This window comes from Aliiroseovarius sp. B-4, assembly GCF_056857795.1.
Genome location: NZ_JBSXNV010000042.1, coordinates 212,708 through 230,071 on the forward strand (window position 1 = coordinate 212,708; position 17,364 = coordinate 230,071).

General features: G+C 58.1%; 16 protein-coding genes. 8 read left to right on the forward strand and 8 right to left on the reverse strand.

The genetic code is table 11. From position 1 onward, the window contains the following. Positions 1-57 precede the first annotated feature (57 nt). On the reverse strand, positions 58-585 hold the full coding sequence (locus AC13C8_RS19490; RefSeq protein ID WP_091431508.1) for an invasion associated locus B family protein: 528 nt from the start codon (positions 583-585) through the stop codon (positions 58-60). A 184-nt stretch (positions 586-769) separates the two neighbouring features. Between AC13C8_RS19490 and AC13C8_RS19495 the strand changes: the two genes are divergently transcribed. Beyond that, positions 770-1,771 carry an asparaginase gene (locus AC13C8_RS19495; protein ID WP_091431506.1) on the forward strand — a complete coding sequence of 334 codons (1,002 nt, stop codon included), beginning with the start codon at positions 770-772 and terminating at the stop codon, positions 1,769-1,771. Positions 1,772-1,837: 66 nt separating this feature from the next. On the opposite strand, the gene AC13C8_RS19500 is transcribed toward AC13C8_RS19495, so the two are convergent. Continuing rightward, a complete protein-coding gene (locus AC13C8_RS19500) occupies positions 1,838-2,596 on the reverse strand; it encodes a TSUP family transporter (protein ID WP_482848770.1) in 759 nt (252 codons plus the stop codon). Continuing rightward, positions 2,589-3,467, reverse strand: a complete 879-nt coding sequence (gene serB / locus AC13C8_RS19505; RefSeq protein ID WP_091431502.1) for a phosphoserine phosphatase SerB — start codon at positions 3,465-3,467, stop codon at positions 2,589-2,591. The genes AC13C8_RS19500 and serB overlap by 8 nt, the downstream gene beginning before the upstream one ends. A 153-nt stretch (positions 3,468-3,620) precedes the next feature. Here serB and AC13C8_RS19510 point away from each other — a divergent pair, with 153 nt between their 5' ends. The 3 genes from AC13C8_RS19510 to AC13C8_RS19520 all read left to right on the forward strand — a co-directional run bounded on the left by AC13C8_RS19510 (position 3,621) and on the right by AC13C8_RS19520 (position 7,251). Further along, positions 3,621-4,766, forward strand: a complete 1,146-nt coding sequence (locus AC13C8_RS19510; RefSeq protein ID WP_482848771.1) for a phosphoserine transaminase — start codon at positions 3,621-3,623, stop codon at positions 4,764-4,766. A gap of 65 nt (positions 4,767-4,831) precedes the next feature. After that, positions 4,832-6,424, forward strand: coding sequence for a phosphoglycerate dehydrogenase (gene serA / locus AC13C8_RS19515; RefSeq protein WP_091432646.1), 1,593 nt, complete (start codon positions 4,832-4,834; stop codon positions 6,422-6,424). A gap of 89 nt (positions 6,425-6,513) precedes the next feature. Next, the gene (locus AC13C8_RS19520) at positions 6,514-7,251 is read left to right on the forward strand and encodes a metallophosphoesterase (RefSeq protein WP_482848772.1); all 738 of its coding nucleotides are present in this window, start codon (positions 6,514-6,516) and stop codon (positions 7,249-7,251) included. Positions 7,252-7,258: 7 nt separating this feature from the next. Here the strand turns inward: AC13C8_RS19520 and AC13C8_RS19525 are convergent, their stop codons facing one another. Continuing rightward, complete coding sequence (locus AC13C8_RS19525; RefSeq protein ID WP_091431497.1) at positions 7,259-7,534, reverse strand: DUF1467 family protein; 276 nt, start codon at positions 7,532-7,534, stop codon at positions 7,259-7,261. Continuing rightward, positions 7,534-7,938, reverse strand: coding sequence for a methylmalonyl-CoA epimerase (gene mce / locus AC13C8_RS19530; protein ID WP_091431496.1), 405 nt, complete (start codon positions 7,936-7,938; stop codon positions 7,534-7,536). Before mce ends, AC13C8_RS19525 begins: the two co-directional genes overlap by 1 nt. 160 nt (positions 7,939-8,098) lie before the next feature. On the opposite strand from mce, the gene AC13C8_RS19535 reads away from it, so the two are divergent. Then, positions 8,099-8,818 (forward strand): response regulator transcription factor, encoded by a 720-nt coding sequence (locus AC13C8_RS19535; protein WP_091431494.1) that lies wholly within the window; start codon positions 8,099-8,101, stop codon positions 8,816-8,818. 465 nt (positions 8,819-9,283) lie between these two features. Here AC13C8_RS19535 and aspS read toward each other — a convergent pair whose 3' ends face one another. After that, complete coding sequence (gene aspS, locus AC13C8_RS19540) at positions 9,284-11,134, reverse strand: aspartate--tRNA ligase (protein ID WP_482848773.1); 1,851 nt, start codon at positions 11,132-11,134, stop codon at positions 9,284-9,286. A gap of 207 nt (positions 11,135-11,341) precedes the next feature. On the opposite strand from aspS, the gene AC13C8_RS19545 reads away from it, so the two are divergent. The 3 genes from AC13C8_RS19545 to AC13C8_RS19555 all read left to right on the forward strand — a co-directional run bounded on the left by AC13C8_RS19545 (position 11,342) and on the right by AC13C8_RS19555 (position 16,347). Continuing rightward, complete coding sequence (locus tag AC13C8_RS19545; RefSeq protein ID WP_091431492.1) at positions 11,342-12,616, forward strand: glycosyltransferase family 87 protein; 1,275 nt, start codon at positions 11,342-11,344, stop codon at positions 12,614-12,616. Between the two features lie 115 nt (positions 12,617-12,731). Continuing rightward, entirely contained in the window at positions 12,732-15,962 is a 3,231-nt protein-coding gene (gene carB / locus AC13C8_RS19550) for a carbamoyl-phosphate synthase large subunit (RefSeq protein ID WP_482848774.1), read from the forward strand. Positions 15,963-16,047: 85 nt separating this feature from the next. Further along, on the forward strand, positions 16,048-16,347 hold the full coding sequence (locus tag AC13C8_RS19555) for a hypothetical protein (protein WP_482848775.1): 300 nt from the start codon (positions 16,048-16,050) through the stop codon (positions 16,345-16,347). Between the two features lie 36 nt (positions 16,348-16,383). Here AC13C8_RS19555 and AC13C8_RS19560 read toward each other — a convergent pair whose 3' ends face one another. Both AC13C8_RS19560 and AC13C8_RS19565 read right to left on the reverse strand, forming a co-directional pair. Then, positions 16,384-16,809 carry a GFA family protein gene (locus tag AC13C8_RS19560; RefSeq protein ID WP_247037256.1) on the reverse strand — a complete coding sequence of 142 codons (426 nt, stop codon included), beginning with the start codon at positions 16,807-16,809 and terminating at the stop codon, positions 16,384-16,386. Positions 16,810-16,891: 82 nt separating this feature from the next. Further along, positions 16,892-17,293 carry a DUF4864 domain-containing protein gene (locus AC13C8_RS19565; protein WP_482848776.1) on the reverse strand — a complete coding sequence of 134 codons (402 nt, stop codon included), beginning with the start codon at positions 17,291-17,293 and terminating at the stop codon, positions 16,892-16,894. Between the last annotated feature and the right edge of the window lie 71 nt (positions 17,294-17,364).

The following is a 17,364-nucleotide window of genomic DNA, read 5'->3' on the forward strand; positions in this document are numbered from 1 at the left end:
ATTGTCACGCCATGGAATGCCCCATGGCGTGTCAGAATGTCGTGAAGACCAGACGGCTTAACTGCCGCAGCGTTTTCCAGCTTCTTCAACGGCGGCGGTGAATCCAAGCAGGCTGAATGTATCCTGTGTTTTGGTCCCACGCGCGCTTTCTGCGTTCGCAACCGCACTTGCGCCACGTTTCATGGCTGCAATGATCTTGGCGTCATCGTCCTTCGACGCCGACCAGGCCCATTCGCCATCCGTGAACAGTTGAAAGGTCGCATCGCCAATCACAAGCGATACGGTGGATCCCGGTGCGAACGGATAGCCGCCGGTGAACGACACTTCGCCGTTTACCTTCGCGGTGGGGCGGTAGCTGACGAACAGCAGTATATCGCCGCGTTTCACCGCAACCGAACGCCCGTTTCTTGTGTTCACGGTTTCTTTCGGACTCGAAACGCTCCAACATTCTGTCGGGTTGTCTTCGACAAACACACTCCAATCGGTGTTTGCAGCGACCCGGTTCGAGCTTTCCTGAGCGAAAACACCCGTCGCCGCCAGCGACAGGCCCAGTGCGCAAATCGCGCCTGAAATCATTCGTTTCATGTCTAACACAGCCTCCAGCTGCTTCTGCCTCAAGCCCTTGCGTGTCCCAACCGTCTGCCGCGGCCCTTGACTGTTGCGCTTGGGTCGTTTCCAAGTCTGTTTCTAAAGCTTAACGCGAAATGTGCGAGTAATAAAACCCCCCTGCGGCGGTTTTTCGCGCGTTTCGTTTCGAAAGGAGCAACCAATGGGTCACTCAGAGCGTCTTGTCGAAGTTTGGCGTGGCGATGTCCTTGAAAGCCAACACCATGGCCATGCTGTCATTTGCAACGCCAAGGGCGACATCGTGGATGGCTGGGGCGATCCCGATCAGGTCATTTTGCCACGCTCCTCGGCCAAGATGTTGCAGGCTTTGCCACTGGTGGAAAGCGGCGCGGCGGATGCGGCCGGGCTGACCACCGAGCAACTGGCGCTGTCTTGCGCCAGCCATCAGGGGGCGGCGATCCATACCGATCGCGTGACACGCTGGCTGTCGGATATGGGGCTTGGCAATGATGATCTGCTATGCGGGCCGCAGATGCCCGATGATCGCGAGACCCGGACCGAACTGATCAAGGCGGATGCAAGCCCCTGTCGGATTCACAACAACTGTTCAGGCAAACATGCGGGCTTTCTGACGCTCAGCCGTCATCTGGGGGGCGGGGCGGATTATGTCGATCTGGACCATCCGGTGCAGCAGGCGGTCAAGGCTGCATTTGAAGAGATAACGGGGGAAACCAGTCCCGGCTTCGGCATTGATGGTTGTTCAGCCCCGAATTTTGCCGCGACCCTTGCAGGGATGGGGCGTGCGATGGGGGCGTTTGCCGGGGCCAAGCCCGGAGGTGACACGCGTCAGCGAGCGGCGGTCCGACTGCGCGAGGCGATGATGTTGCACCCGGACCTGGTGGCTGGCGAAACCCGCGCGTGCACCGAGTTGATGCGCGCGGCAAAGGGCAAGGTTGCGCTGAAAACCGGGGCGGAGGCCTTTTTTGTCGCGATCCTGCCAGAGCAGGAGCTTGGCGTGGCGCTGAAGATTATGGATGGGGCAGAGCGCGCGTCGGAATGCGCGATTGCGACGATCCTTGTGAGTTTGGGTGTGTTGGATGCAGACGATCCGATGGTGAAGAAGCGAATGAACCCGGTGGTGAAGAGCCGCGCGGGGCAGGATGCCGGCGAAATCCGGCCGAGTGCGGCATTGCTGAGGGCGTGAGGGGCGTTGCCCCTCTTGGCTGCGCCAATTCACCCCAGGATATTTTAGGCCAGAAGAAGCAACGGGTTAAAGAAGGTCTGTTATAAGTTTCAGCGCCATGGCAGTCGAGGCGATGACCAGAAGCGGTTTGATTAATCGGGCGCCGATCCGCGAGGCAAGGCTGGAGCCAAGATAAGCCCCCGCGATCTGGGCTGCGCCCATCGCAAGCCCGATGGCCCAAAGCGGTGAGAGCACGATCAGGAAGCCGGCTAACCCTCCGACATTCGAGGCGAAATTCAGGAGTTTTGTGTGCGCCGTGGCGCGCAGGATGCCGTGACCCGCCATGGCGACAAAGGCCAACATGAAGAACGCGCCGGTGCCCGGGCCAAGCAGCCCATCGTAAAATCCGATCAGCGGCACGAAGGTTAGCGAGAAAACGGCAGGGGTGAGCCTTTGGTGGCGGTCGGTGTCGTCTAGCCCCGGTTTCAGAGCGAAGAAAAGCGCGATCGCAACCAGAAGAACAGGCAGGATCCACCGAATCAGGTCGGTGGGCAGCGCGTTGACCGAAAGCGCGCCAAAGAGAGCTGCGAAGAAAGACAGGACAGCCGGCTTCAATTGCCGTCGCAGGTTCACATGCCCGGCACGCGCATAGGTGATGGCCGCCATCCCCGCGCCGAACAGCCCTTGAATTTTATTAGTCGCGAGCGCCGTGACGGGTGGCACCCCGGCCAGCAGGAGCGCAGGCAGGGTGATCAGCCCGCCACCGCCTGCGATTGCATCCACGAACCCGGCAACAAAGGCCGCACAAATCAACAGCAGCGTGATTTCAGTCGTCAGTTCAAACACCTGCGAAGTCAGCCTTGGCGTAGCCTTGTATATAGAGAAGCGCGGTCAGGTCGCCGTGATTGATGCGAATGTCACATTGGGCCGCGACTGAGGGTTTGGCGTGCAGGGCCACGCCTGCGCCGGCCAGTTCCAACATACCCAAATCGTTGGCCCCGTCGCCGACCGCCATCACCTCGTCATGGATCAGGCCAAGCTGGGCCGAAATCTCTTCCAGCGCGGCCACTTTCGCGTCGCGACCCAAAATGGGCAGACCAACCTTGCCAGTCAGCTTGCCATCTTCAATCAGCAACCTGTTGGCGCGGTGCTCGTCAAAGCCGAGGCTGTCCGCGACATGGGTTGTGAATGCGGTGAACCCGCCTGATACCAGTGCGGCATAAGCCCCGCCGGCTTTCATCGTGGCCAAGAGTGCCTGCCCGCCCGGCGTTAGAGTGATGCGTGTGTCCAGCACTTTTCCGATGACTGTTTCGGGCAGACCTTCCAGCAACTTCACTCGTTCGGTCAAGGCGCCATCGAAGTCCAGTTCGCCATTCATCGCACGGGCGGTGATGTCCTTGACGCGGTCGCCGACCCCGGCTTCGTCTGCCAATTCGTCGATGCATTCCTGCTGGATCATGGTCGAATCCATATCCGCCAGAAGCATGCGTTTGCGCCGCCCGTCCATCGGCTGGACGACCAGATCGACCCCCAGCGATTGCAGGTCTTCCCAGACCTCCCAGAGGTTCGAGGGCATCTGGCGCAAGGGAAACTCGGCGGCTTCGTCCGGGGACAGCCAATCGGCATCGCCGCCACCCCAGGCATTGCGCAGGCTTTCAACGAGAGCGGCATCAAGATGGGGTTGGGTGGGGGCAGTCAGCAGCGTGGCGATGAACATGCTAAAGTTTCCGATCGTAGACATTCGGCGTCATTTTCCGACGCTCGGCGCGGCTATAGCGACATTTTCCATCTTGTGCCAGCGCGTTTCCCCCCTTAGTCCGATCCGTGGGACACCCCTCCCCAACGAGGGGCTTATATCTGGAAGGGTATCATGACTGATATTGCTCAACCGGCGACGCGGCCGGCCAATCCGCGCTTTTCATCTGGCCCCTGCGCCAAACCCCCCACATGGACACTGGATGCCTTGTCGGACGCCGCCCTTGGCCGTTCGCATCGCGCGACTGTCGGCAAGGACAAGCTGCAAGCCGCCATCGAAGGCACGCGCGAGGTTCTGGGCATCCCCGCCGATTACAAGATCGGGATCGTGCCTGCCTCGGACACCGGAGCAGTGGAAATGGCGCTGTGGTCGCTTCTGGGCGCGCGCGGGGTCGAGGTGCTGGCTTGGGAAAGTTTCGGCGCGGGTTGGGTTACGGATGTGACCAAACAGTTGAAACTGGAGGCTGTTGCCAAGACTGCCGATTACGGTGAGTTGCCTGACCTGACTTCGGTCGATTTCACGAATGATGTCGTGTTCACATGGAACGGCACCACCTCAGGGGTGCGGGTTCCGAATGGTGACTGGATCCCGACAGACCGCGAGGGGCTGACCATTTGCGACGCGACTTCCGCTGCGTTCGCAATGGACCTGCCGTGGGACAAGCTGGATGTGACCACGTTTAGCTGGCAGAAAGTTCTGGGCGGCGAGGCGGCACATGGCATGCTGATCCTGTCCCCGCGCGCAGTGGAGCGTTTGGAAAGCTATACCCCCGCATGGCCGCTACCGAAGATTTTCCGCCTGACCAAGGGCGGCAAGCTGATCGAGGGCATCTTTACCGGCGCGACCATCAACACACCGTCCATGCTGGCGGTCGAGGATTATTTGTTCGCGCTGGATTGGGCGCGCTCGGTTGGCGGGCTTGCGGGTTTGATCCATCGTGCGGATGCAAACACTAAGGCGATCGCGGATTTTGTCGAGATGCGGGATTGGATCGACTTCCTGGCCCATGACCCGGCGACGCTGTCGAACACCTCGGTCTGCCTGAAGTTCACCGATGACCGCATCAAGGACGGAGCGGCTTTTGCCAAGTCCGTTGCGAAACGGTTGGAAGCAGAAGGTGTGGCGCTGGATGTCGGTGCCTATCGTGATGCCCCTCCCGGCCTGCGCATCTGGTGTGGTGGCACGGTTGAGACGTCAGATGTCGACGCCTTGATGCCGTGGCTCGACTGGGCCTTCAACGCCGAGATTGCAGCCCAATAAGATACCTGCCCGGCGCACCGATGCGCGGGGCTTCCCCCTACATCTTTGTGAAAAGGACCAGACAGATGGCCCCCAAAGTACTCGTCTCCGACAAGCTGTCGGAAACCGCCGTTCAGATTTTCCGTGATCGCGGCATCGATGTTGATTTCGAACCTGCGCTGGGCAAAGACAAGGACGCTTTGCTTGCTCGCATCGGCGACTATGACGGACTTGCCATCCGGTCGGCGACCAAGGTGACTGACAAGATTCTTGAAGCTGCCACCAACCTGAAAGTCGTTGGTCGCGCCGGGATTGGCACCGACAATGTGGACAAGGTTGCAGCCTCCAAGAAGGGCGTGATCGTGATGAATACGCCGTTTGGCAACATGATCACAACCGCCGAACACGCCATCGCGATGATGTTCGCGGTGGCCCGTCAGATCCCCGAAGCGTCCGCCTCGACCCATGCGGGCAAGTGGGAAAAGTCCAAGTTCATGGGGGTCGAGCTGACCAACAAGACGCTGGGCGTGATCGGGGCTGGCAACATTGGCGGTATCGTTTGTGACCGCGCGCTGGGTCTGAAAATGAAGGTCATCGCCTATGATCCGTTCTTGTCCGAGAAGAAGGCCGACAAGATGGGCGTTGAAAAGGTCGAGTTGGACGAGCTTCTGCGCCGTGCGGATTTCATCACCCTGCATGTTCCGCTGATCGACCAGACCCGCAACATCCTGAGCCGCGAGAACCTTGAAAAGACCAAGAAGGGCGTTCGCATCATCAACTGCGCCCGTGGTGGCCTGGTGGACGAGGAAGCTCTGGCCGACCTGCTGAAATCGGGTCACGTGGCGGGCGCGGCCTTCGATGTGTTCGCTGTGGAACCCGCAACCGAGAACCCTCTGTTTGGTCTGCCCAACGTGGTCTGCACCCCGCACCTTGGGGCTGCAACAACCGAGGCGCAGGAAAACGTGGCACTTCAGGTGGCCGAGCAGATGTCGGATTACCTGCTGACCGGGGCCGTGCAGAACGCGCTCAACATGCCCTCAGTCACCGCCGAGGAAGCCAAGGTCATGGGACCGTGGATCAAACTGGCCGAGCATCTGGGTGCATTTGTCGGGCAATTGACCGAGGGGCCGATCAAGGCGGTGAACATCCTTTATGACGGTGTCGCATCCGAGATGAACCTGAAGGCACTGGATTGTGCCGTGCTTTCGGGGCTGATGAAGCCTGTTCTGCCGGATGTTAACATGGTGTCTGCCCCCATTGTGGCCGCTGATCGCGGCATCAAGACCTCGACCACCACGCAGGCAAAAGGTGGGGCGTTCGATGGGTATATCAAGCTGACCGTGGTCACGGAAAAGCGCGAGCGGTCTATCGCGGGCACGGTGTTCTCGGATGGCAAGCCGCGTTTCATCCAGATCAAAGGCATCAATATCGACGCCGAGATCGGTAGCCATATGCTGTATACCACCAACAACGATATGCCGGGCATCATCGGCACCTTGGGGGCGACGATGGGTCAACAGGGTGTCAACATCGCCAACTTTACTTTGGGTCGGAAAAACACTGGCGGCGATGCGATTGCCTTGCTTTACCTGGACGAAGCCATTCCGCAAACGGCTTTGGAAAGCCTGCTGGCGACAGGGATGTTCCAATCGGTCAAGCCGCTCGCCTTCGACATCTAACGGCAGTGAAAAACGGAAAGCCTCGGCCAAGCGCCGGGGCTTTTCATTTCTGGCCTGCCCGTTACTGTCTGCGCAAACAGGAGAGACCCATGCGCGCCTATGCGATCGGAGATATTCATGGACAGCTTGATCTGCTCAGGGCAGCTCATGCGCTGATCGACGAAGATCGCCAGCGGACAGGTGATGCGGACGCGCCTATTGTCCATATCGGCGATCTGGTGGACCGTGGCCCTGACAGTGCGGGCGTGATCGCGTATCTGATTGACGGACTGGCGCAAGGGAAAAACTGGATCGTCCTGAAGGGCAACCATGACCGGATGATGGAGATGTTTTTGCGCGACCACCCTATGGTCGATACGCAGCTATTGATCGACTATAATTGGCTGCACCCCGGCATTGGTGGGATCGAGACCTTGGGCAGCTATGGGGTCGAGGTGCCGGATGGCATTCGCACTTATCAGCTTCACCCCAAGGCGCGCGTTGCGGTGCCCGATGCGCACCGCCAGTTTCTAGCTCAACTGTTTGCTCTGTATCGCTATGGCGATCTGTGCTTCGTCCATGCGGGTATTCGCCCCGGTGTGTCGCTTGAGGATCAGACCGAGGATGATCTGTGTTGGATTCGCGGCGCATTTCATGCCTCAACTGCCGATCACGGTCCACTGATCATCCACGGTCACACCCCGGTGGACGAGGTGACGCATTACGGAAACCGTGTGAATATCGACACCGGGGCAGGGCACGGTAAAGCCCTGTCAGCCGTGGTGATCGAGCGGCGCGAGGTCTGGTTGCTGACCCCTGATGGCCGGGTGCCGGTGGCGCGTGCCTGAACGCGCGCTAGTTTGTGTCCTCCAACCGATTGAACCAGTCGATATCCTCGACCGAAATCCAGCCGGACAGGATGATTCCCGCGACAATAGCCCAAACCACTGTGCCGATGATCGTCACAATAATCATGGTGCGCGCCAGTTTGAAATTTGCGGGCGCACCGGCATGGGTGCCACGCACCACCTCGCCTTCGTCGCCTTGTGTGCGCAGACCTATGGGCAGAACAACAAACATGGTCAGGAACCAGATAACCACGTAAAGGACGATGGCGGCGGTGATGGACATCAGACCTGCTCCAGTTCGACCAGTGCGCCGTTGAAATCCTTGGGATGCAGGAACAGGACCGGCTTGCCATGGGCGCCGATTTTCGGCTCTCCGGTGCCAAGAACACGCGCGCCGGCCGCTTGCAGCCTGTCGCGGGCTGCAATGATGTCCTCCACCTCGTAACAAATGTGATGGATGCCGCCCGACGGGTTCTTTTCAAGAAACCCCGTGATGGGTGAGTTCTCACCCAGCGGATAAAGCAGTTCGATCTTGGTGTTGGGCAGGGTGATGAAGACAACGGTGACGCCGTGGTCTGGTTCGTCCTGCGGGGCACCAACATCGGCGCCCAGCGTATCGCGGTATTGCGCGGCGGCGGCGTCAAGGTCTGGCACCGCGATGGCCACGTGATTGAGACGTCCGATCATGTCTTCTCTCCCTGAGTAATCTCGGGTTGGTTATGCCGGGCTTGCCGCGTTCGGGCAAGTGCTGCGGTGCCGCGTATGAAGAAAGCGACGCCGCGTTTGCAGGATTAACCAGTTGTTAGGCAGTTCTCGCGCAGGCTGATCCCAGGAAAGGAGAACGCTGATGAGCGATGATCTTGAACAATTCATGATGGGACACCCCCCGACCCCCGAGCGCCCGTTGCAAGGGTTGACCGTGCTTGTGGTCGAAGACAGCCGGTTTGCGTCCGAGGCTATTCGATTGCTGAGCCTGCGGTCAGGCGCGCGCATTCGACGGGCCGACAGCCTGCGTGCCGCGCATCGACATTTGCGGGTTTATCGTCCGTCGATTGTGATTATTGATATGGGTCTGCCGGATGGCTGCGGGGCGGATCTGATCGCACAATTGGCCGCTAATCCTCTGCGTGTCCCCGTTCTTCTGGGGATGAGCGGTGATGAAACCACCCGCGACCAGGCGTTGCAGGCTGGTGCTGACGGGTTTTTGGCCAAGCCCGTCGAGAGTCTGGCCGTGTTCCAGCAAAGCATCCTGTCGGTGCTGCCACCTGCCGAAGGCCCGGTCGCGCCGCGCGCCCTGCCGCAAGACATCATCGCGCCGGACCAGATCGCGCTTCAGGACGATCTTTGCCACGCCGCTACATTGATGCGGGAAGGTGCGGATGGTCCGATGCAGGACTACATTGCCCAGTTTCTGGGGGGCCTTGCGCGCAGTGCCCATGACAATACGCTGGAGGTCGCCGCGACGGGGCTGGCGCAGGCTCGCGCGGCCGGTCGCGGAACCGTTGCGGATCTGGCGCGTGTGCAAGGGCTTGTGCAGGATCGCCTGGCACATCGGCGCGCGCTTTAAGCGATGATTTGACCTGGTCACTTACGCTCAGACAGGTGACGTAGCGGCAGCCCGCATTGCCCAGAAAATACCTTCGCCGTGCACGAAATTGGCCGGGCAAGACCTCATTTCCGCCCAATTCTGATGACAGAAAAAGCATCAGACGGGGTGAACAAAGTGTTAAGACGAGGGTTGTATTATGAGAAGCCTGATTAAACGTTTCGCTGATGAAGAGTTCGGCAATGCTGTGATCGACTGGACTGTTTTGGTCTCTGGCGCGGCCATGTTGGCTACGGCGCTGGTTTTGACTGTCGCCTGATCGCGACCTCGGAAGGACGACACAATAGATGATATGATCGAGACCCGTCCGGTAATCGGTTAATTGATAAGAGTGCGATTTCAGCGAGCTGCCGCTGAAACAACAAGGGTGCGTGTTAATCACACGCACCCTTTCCTGTTGCGCAGGACGACGGGCGCCCGCCTGTATTATTCCTGCGGAATGACGCGCAGATGCAGTTCACGCAGCTGTTCATTCTGCGGTTCACTTGGTGCGTTCATCATCAGATCTTCGGCGCGTTGATTCATCGGGAACATCACCACCTCGCGGATGTTGTCCTGATCGGCCAGCAGCATTACGATACGGTCCACACCAGCGGCACAACCACCGTGCGGGGGCGCGCCATATTGGAACGCGTTGACCATGCCGCCGAACCGCTTGCGCACTTCATCCTCGCCATAGCCTGCCAGTTCAAACGCTTTGAACATGATCTCGGGTTTGTGGTTCCGGATCGCGCCCGACACCAACTCATAGCCGTTGCAGGCCAGGTCATACTGATACCCGCGCACCGCGAGGGGGTCGCCCTCCAACGCCTCCATCCCGCCTTGCGGCATCGAAAACGGATTGTGGTCGAAATCCAGCTTGCCGGCTTCATCGTCCATCTGGAAGATGGGGAAATCGACGATCCATGCGAAAGCAAAACGGTCTTTGTCGGTCAGTCCCAACTCGTCGCCGATCACGGTGCGGGCACGCCCAGCAACGCCTTCGAACGCTTTCGGCTTGCCGCCAAGGAAGAAGGCCGCGTCGCCAACTTCCAGCCCCAGCTGCTGGCGGATCGCCTCGGTCCGTTCGGGGCCGATATTCTTGGCAAGTGGTCCGGCGGCTTCCATGCCGCCTTCGACGTCACCGGATTTCAACTTGGCCTGCGCTTCCTTGACCGAGATACCCAGATCCTGCGCCACCGCATCTGCGGTTTTTTCACGCCAGAAGATATAGCCCATGCCAGGCAGACCCTGTTCCTGCGCGAACTTGTTCATCCGGTCGCAGAACTTGCGCGACCCGCCGGTTGGCGCAGGAATGGCGCGGATCTCGGTGCCGTCCTGTTCCAGCAATTTCGCAAAGATCGCAAAACCCGAGCCGCGGAAATGCTCGGACACGATCTGCATCTTGATCGGGTTGCGCAGGTCCGGCTTGTCGGTGCCATACCAAAGGGCCGCGTCCTTGTAAGAAATCTGCGGCCAGTCCTGATCGACCTTGCGTCCGCCGCCAAATTCTTCGAACACGCCTTTCAGCACTGGCTGGATCGTGTCGAACACATCCTGTTGGGTGACGAAGGACATTTCCATATCCAATTGATAGAAATCGGTCGGCGACCGGTCGGCCCGCGGGTCTTCATCTCGGAAACACGGCGCGATTTGGAAATACTTGTCAAAGCCCGCCACCATCATCAGCTGTTTGAACTGCTGCGGGGCCTGCGGCAACGCATAGAACTTGCCCGGATGCAGGCGCGACGGCACAAGGAAATCGCGCGCACCTTCGGGGCTGGAGGCCGTGATGATCGGAGTTTGATACTCGCGGAAATCCTGTTCCCACATCCGCTTGCGCATCGAGGCGACAACGTCCGAACGCAGTTTCATGTTGTCCTGCATCACCTCGCGGCGCAGGTCGAGGAAGCGGTATTTCAGCCGCGTTTCTTCCGGGTATTCCTGATCGCCGAACACCATCAGGGGCAGCTCTTCCGAGGCGCCCAGAATTTCGAGGTCACGCACGAACACCTCGATTTCGCCAGTCGGGATCTTGTCGTTCACCAGATCGGCGTCGCGGGCTTTCACGTTGCCGTCAATACGGATGCACCATTCCGACCGCACCTTCTCCATCTCGGCGAAGACGGGGCTGTCGGGGTCGCACAGGACTTGCGTGATGCCGTAATGATCGCGGAGGTCGATGAACAGGATGCCGCCGTGATCGCGGACCCGATGGACCCAACCAGACAGGCGAACCGTGTCGCCAACATTCGATTTGTTCAGTTCAGCGCAAGTATGGCTGCGAAAAGCGTGCATGGGTGCCCCCGTCGAGCGGTTCATATGTATCGCGCCGATACACCTGCCTTGGCGGGTAAAGTCAAGCCGAAGCGGAGATTTCCATAGTAAAAGTCCTCGCAACAGAAGAAACCGACTTGCTCCAAGAGGTGCTGAGACTAAAACTGTCGACACGGACATGCCACAGGTTTGTGGCAAGACGTCCGGTGTAAACATGGGCATGCGTGAATGAATACAGTACAAGCCGGACGTTCTAATGATCAGGCACGAATGAGAATTGCGATCATAATCGTTCTGACGATCAGCGTGTTGGTCTTCGCAAATGGTAGTAACGCACCCATTGATCTCGCATCTCTATATATTGCGGCGTCATTCTATGATGACGGTTTGTATCACTTGATCTATCCGCTTGATGGGGACTTCTTTTGGAATGATATCCCGATTGAATGGCAGGAACGAGCGGCGTTGTCTTCCGATGGGATATCAATTGTCACCCCTTATGTTTATCCACCAATCTGGGTAGCAATACTTGCACCTGTCACCAAATTCGTCAGCTTCGACATTTTTGCGCGGGTGGTGTTGGTGATAAATGTCGGATCATTCATCGGTATGATTTGGCTGGGTTTCAGGATGCTGAAGCCCCGTCGCGTCTTGGCGACTGTCTGGGTTGCAGTGTCTGCGTTGCTGCTGTTGATAACCAGCGTTTCCCATTTGTCTCTTAGTCTTGGGCAGCCGCAAATTTTTGTAACATTTTTGATCATGTTGGCGTTTTGCAACCTGATCGAAAATAAACCGGCTGGCGCAGGTGGCTGGCTGGCGTTGGCTGCTGCGATCAAGGTAGCTCCCGCCTTGCTGGCGATTATCTTTTTGATGGAGCGCAATTGGCGTGCTCTCCTGTGGTTCGGAGTTTTAGGGGGGATGCTGGGGGGGCTGTCCATCTTGATGACGGGCTGGCCGCTTCACGCCGAGTTTCTGGACAAACTCCGAGAGCTTGAAGGAACCATTTTGGTCAGCGGCATCAATCTGGGAATGGATTTGCCACTCTTGCTGCTTTGGCAGGCTTATAATGGAACGCTTTCTCTGGAAACGCTCAGAATCGATCTGTGGCCCGAACCAAAATGGATACTTTGGTCCGTCCGTGCGACGTTCCTTTCAGGACTGATTGTCTGCTTCTTTGTCAGTCGCAACTTAGAAGCCCATAAGCGAGTCTGGGCGCGGCTTTTGACCACTTCGTTGGTGTTGTTGTTCACAAGCCCGTTGGGGTGGTTGCACTACCTGATCTTGCCGATGATGCTGCTGCCAGGAATTCTGGAGTTCTCATCCCGTCGATTGGGAATTTTAACGATAGCGGCCGTTGCGGTCGGATATTCCTTACCGCTTTATTTCGTTCTTTCCGAGCAAAGCACCACGTTTGTGCTGCAAGTCTTTCTACATTTTATCCTGGCTGTTTTACTGTTCACATCAATTTTGATTGTTTGCGTAAGACAAAGTCAGCGAAGCTAGGCGCAAATCATCGCCATTCGGGGCTTGCGCTAAGTGCCCCCATCTCTATAACCCACGACAATTTGCGCACGGGTGAGAATCCCGATCGCGATCCAGTCTGCTGATGGGGGTCATTATGCCAAAAAGAACCGATATCAACTCAATCATGATCATCGGCGCGGGGCCTATCATCATCGGGCAAGCCTGCGAGTTTGATTATTCGGGCGCTCAGGCATGTAAAGCGCTGCGCGAGGAAGGGTATCGGGTCATCCTTGTGAACTCGAACCCGGCGACGATCATGACCGATCCGGACATGGCGGATGCGACCTATATCGAACCGATCACCGCAGATGTTGTCACCAAGATCATCGAGAAAGAACGCCCCGATGCGCTGCTGCCGACGATGGGTGGTCAGACCGGTTTGAACACGGCGTTGGAGCTGGACGATCTGGGTGTGCTGGATAAATACAATGTCGAATTGATCGGCGCGAAACGTCACGCCATTGAAATGGCCGAGGATCGCAAGTTGTTTCGCGAAGCGATGGACCGACTGGGCATCGAAAACCCGAAAGCTACCATTGCCAACACAATGCAGGAATGTCTGGACGCGATTGATTATGTCGGGCTGCCCGCAATCATTCGCCCCGCTTTCACGCTTGGTGGCACCGGTGGGGGCGTGGCGTATAACCGCGAGGAATACGAGCATTATTGCCGCACCGGTCTGGACGCTTCGCCCGTCAGCCAGATTCTGATCGACGAAAGCCTGCTGGGCTGGAAAGAGTTCGAGATGGAGGTGGTGCGCGACACCGCTGACAACGCCATCATCGTCTGTTCCATCGAAAACGTGGACCCGATGGGGGTGCATACGGGCGATTCGATCACCGTCGCTCCTGCGCTGACATTGACTGACAAGGAATATCAGTTGATGCGCACGCATTCGATCAATGTACTGCGCGAGATTGGCGTGGAAACCGGCGGCTCGAACGTGCAATGGGCGGTGAACCCGGAAGACGGTCGCATGGTGGTGATCGAGATGAACCCGCGCGTGTCTCGGTCCTCCGCTTTGGCGTCCAAAGCGACCGGTTTTCCGATTGCCAAGATCGCGGCGAAACTGGCGGTGGGCTATACGCTGGACGAGCTGGACAACGACATCACCAAGGTCACGCCCGCGTCGTTTGAACCGACCATCGACTATGTCGTCACCAAAATCCCGCGCTTTGCCTTTGAGAAGTTTCCCGGTGCCAAGCCCGAACTGACCACCGCGATGAAATCGGTGGGCGAGGTCATGTCAATCGGCCGCACCATTCACGAAAGCCTGCAAAAGGCGCTGGCCTCGATGGAAACCGGCCTGACCGGATTTGACGAGATTGACATCCCCGGGGCGCCGGATCAGGCTGCGATCATCAAGGCGATTTCCGAACAGCGTCCCGACCGTATTCTGAAAATCGCGCAGGCCATGCGGTTCGGCATGTCGAACGAGGATATTCAGGCCTGCACGGCGTATGACCCATGGTTCCTGGCCCGTATCCGCGAGATCATTGAGACCGAGGCCGCCATCAAGGAAAGCGGCCTGCCGTCGGACCAGGCCGGTCTGCGCAAGCTCAAGATGATGGGCTTCACCGATGCGCGCCTGGCCAAGTTGACGGGCTTCAAGGAAAGCGATGTGCGTAACGCGCGCCGCAAGGTCGGTGTGAGCGCCGTGTTCAAACGCATCGACACGTGTGCTGCCGAATTTGAAGCCCAGACCCCCTATATGTATTCGACCTACGAAGCCCCCATGATGGGCGAGGTCGAATGCGAGGCACGCCCGTCCGACCGTAAGAAGGTGGTCATTCTGGGTGGCGGTCCAAACCGGATCGGGCAGGGGATCGAGTTTGATTATTGCTGCTGCCACGCCTGTTTTGCGCTGACCGACGCGGGCTATGAGACCATCATGATCAACTGCAACCCGGAAACCGTGTCGACCGATTATGACACGTCGGACCGGCTGTATTTCGAACCGCTGACCTTCGAACACGTGATGGAGATTCTGACCAAAGAGCTGGAAAACGGCACGCTGCACGGTGTGATCGTTCAGTTCGGTGGGCAGACCCCCCTGAAACTGGCCAACGCGCTGGAGGCCGAGGGCATCCCGATCCTTGGCACCACGCCGGACGCCATCGACCTGGCCGAAGACCGCGAACGGTTTCAGGCGCTGGTCAACCAGTTGGATCTGAAACAGCCGAAGAACGGTATTGCGTCGACCGACGCCGAAGCGCTGGCAATCGCAGAAGACATCGGCTTCCCGCTGGTGATCCGTCCCTCCTATGTGCTGGGTGGTCGTGCAATGGAAATCGTGCGCGACATGGCCCAATTGGAACGCTACATCGCCGAGGCCGTCGTGGTGTCGGGTGACAGCCCGGTGTTGCTGGACAGCTATCTGTCCGGTGCGGTCGAAGTGGACGTGGATGCCCTGTGCGATGGCGAAAACGTGCATGTCGCAGGCATCATGCAGCATATCGAAGAAGCAGGCGTGCATTCCGGCGACAGCGCTTGTTCGTTGCCGCCCTATTCGCTCAGCGCCGAGATCATTCTCGGGCTGCGTGAACAGTCCAAGGCGCTGGCGCTGGCGCTGAACGTGGTTGGTTTGATGAACGTGCAGTTCGCCGTGAAAGATGACGAGATCTATCTGATCGAAGTGAACCCACGTGCCTCGCGCACCGTGCCTTTCGTGGCCAAGGCGGTTCTGTCCCCCATTGCGTCCATTGCGGCGCGTGTCATGGCGGGCGAGAAGCTGGATGCGTTCGATCTGGTGGACCCCGAGATTGACAGCTATGCCGTTAAGGAAGCCGTGTTGCCGTTCGCCCGTTTCCCCGGTGTGGATACGTTGCTTGGCCCGGAAATGCGTTCGACCGGCGAAGTGATGGGGGCGGACAAGGATTTCGCCATGGCGTTCCTGAAGGCCCAGCTTGGGGCAGGGTCCATGCTGCCGACTGAAGGCAACGTGTTTTTGTCGATCAAGGAAGGTGACAAGACCGAGCAATTGGTCGAAACTGCCAAGCTTTTGAAAGATCAGGGCTTTACCATTCTCGCCACCCGCGGCACTGCATCTTTCCTGTCTGAAAATGGCGTGGAAACCGAGAAGGTCGCCAAAGTGTATGAGCCGGGCCGAAATATCGTCGACCGTATGAAGGACGGCGAGGTTCATCTGGTTATGAACACGACCGAAGGCACCCAATCGGTGAATGACAGTCGCGAAATGCGCAATGTCGCCCTGATGGACAAGATCCCGTATTTCACCACGCTTGCCGCCAGCCATGCTGCCGCGCGCGCCATGAAGGCCCGGACTGAGCGCGAGATCGAAGTCAGACCGCTTCAGGGCGCGTGACCCGCTGAAACTGGGGGCGGCAAGGAACTGCCGCACCGCGTTTCAACCTGTGATATACTCAGGGAAATCCAGAAGGAGACCCCTGATGAAACAGCTTGTTCCCCTGATCGCCCTTGGCCTGTTGACCGCCTGCGAAACCAAGACCGTGTATTCTCCGCCCGCAACTGACTTGCCCCTGTTCGGCGATGGCTACCGCGCCGACGGCGACCAATGCCGCCGCGTGGGCGAAAGCGCGGCCACCGTCGAATACCTTGACCACACCGCCGACCTTGTTGCCTGCCCGGAAGACTACGAAGGGTTGGGCGTGTTCCAAGCTGAAACCGGCGGCGTAGAGGTCGCGCGGATTGACGGCTGGGTATTGTTCAGCGTGTCACGCGAAGGGTAGCCGCAAGTCCGAACGTCATTGTAACGGCCCCAAGAGTTAGTCCTGCGGGGGGGCGTAAGCCGCAAAGACCTCTTCCCCGGTCATCATTTTTGTCTTTTCTGCCAGCGTGTAGAAATGGGGTTTGCTGTCGGTGAACACCTGAAGTGACAGGCTCAGGTCAGATGTATCGTCCAACAGACCCGCAGACATCAGGTAATCGTCTGCGTCAATGATGTGGTAAAACAAGTTGGTTCCACAGTTCTTGCAAAATCCACGCTCTGCCCAATCCGATGAACGGATCGTGCCGATGTAGTTTTCACCTTCGAACGAAACGTCTTGGCATGTGATCTCAATATATGGACCAGACGACCACCGACGGCACATGTCGCAATGACAGGCCGCAAGTGTAGGATTCTTTGAAGTGGCGCGGAATTTCACCTTCTCGCACAGACAATGGCCAGTAACCTCTTTTGCCTCTGACATGGTGTAGTCTCCTTTCCCGAGCAGAAATCATCACATGACTTTATCAGGAACAGACTTCCGACGCATCGTTCCTGTGATGAATTCAGGCAGTCAGGCCAGGCGATTTCAACCTAAACACGCCATTGATCCGCCACTGGCCGTCGATCAAGACCATCTCGTATACGAACCAGAAGGGTGTTCCCTGTCTGTCTGTAACCTTTAGGCGTTGCATTGTGGCATTGCCCTTGTCCTCGCGGCCGAGGAACGTGAGCTCTGAGGGTCGCCAGACCATCGGATAGCTTCCACGCACCATGCTGCCGAAATTCTCGGCGGTGCCAAACATGGAGCGGATGTTGGGCGACGCATAGGTGAACGCGGTGTCGAAATCATCTGCTTTGAAGGCATCAATCTGCATCGAAATGACGTCTTCGATTGATACATCCTGTGCTTTGGCCCCGAAGGAAAACAGCACCGTCAGGGCGAGTGTGATGGCCAAAAGTCGCATCTCTAACACCTCCTATCGTGTTAAAGTATACGACAATGCGCCTTGATCGGATCACTTTGGTGCTATCGTGC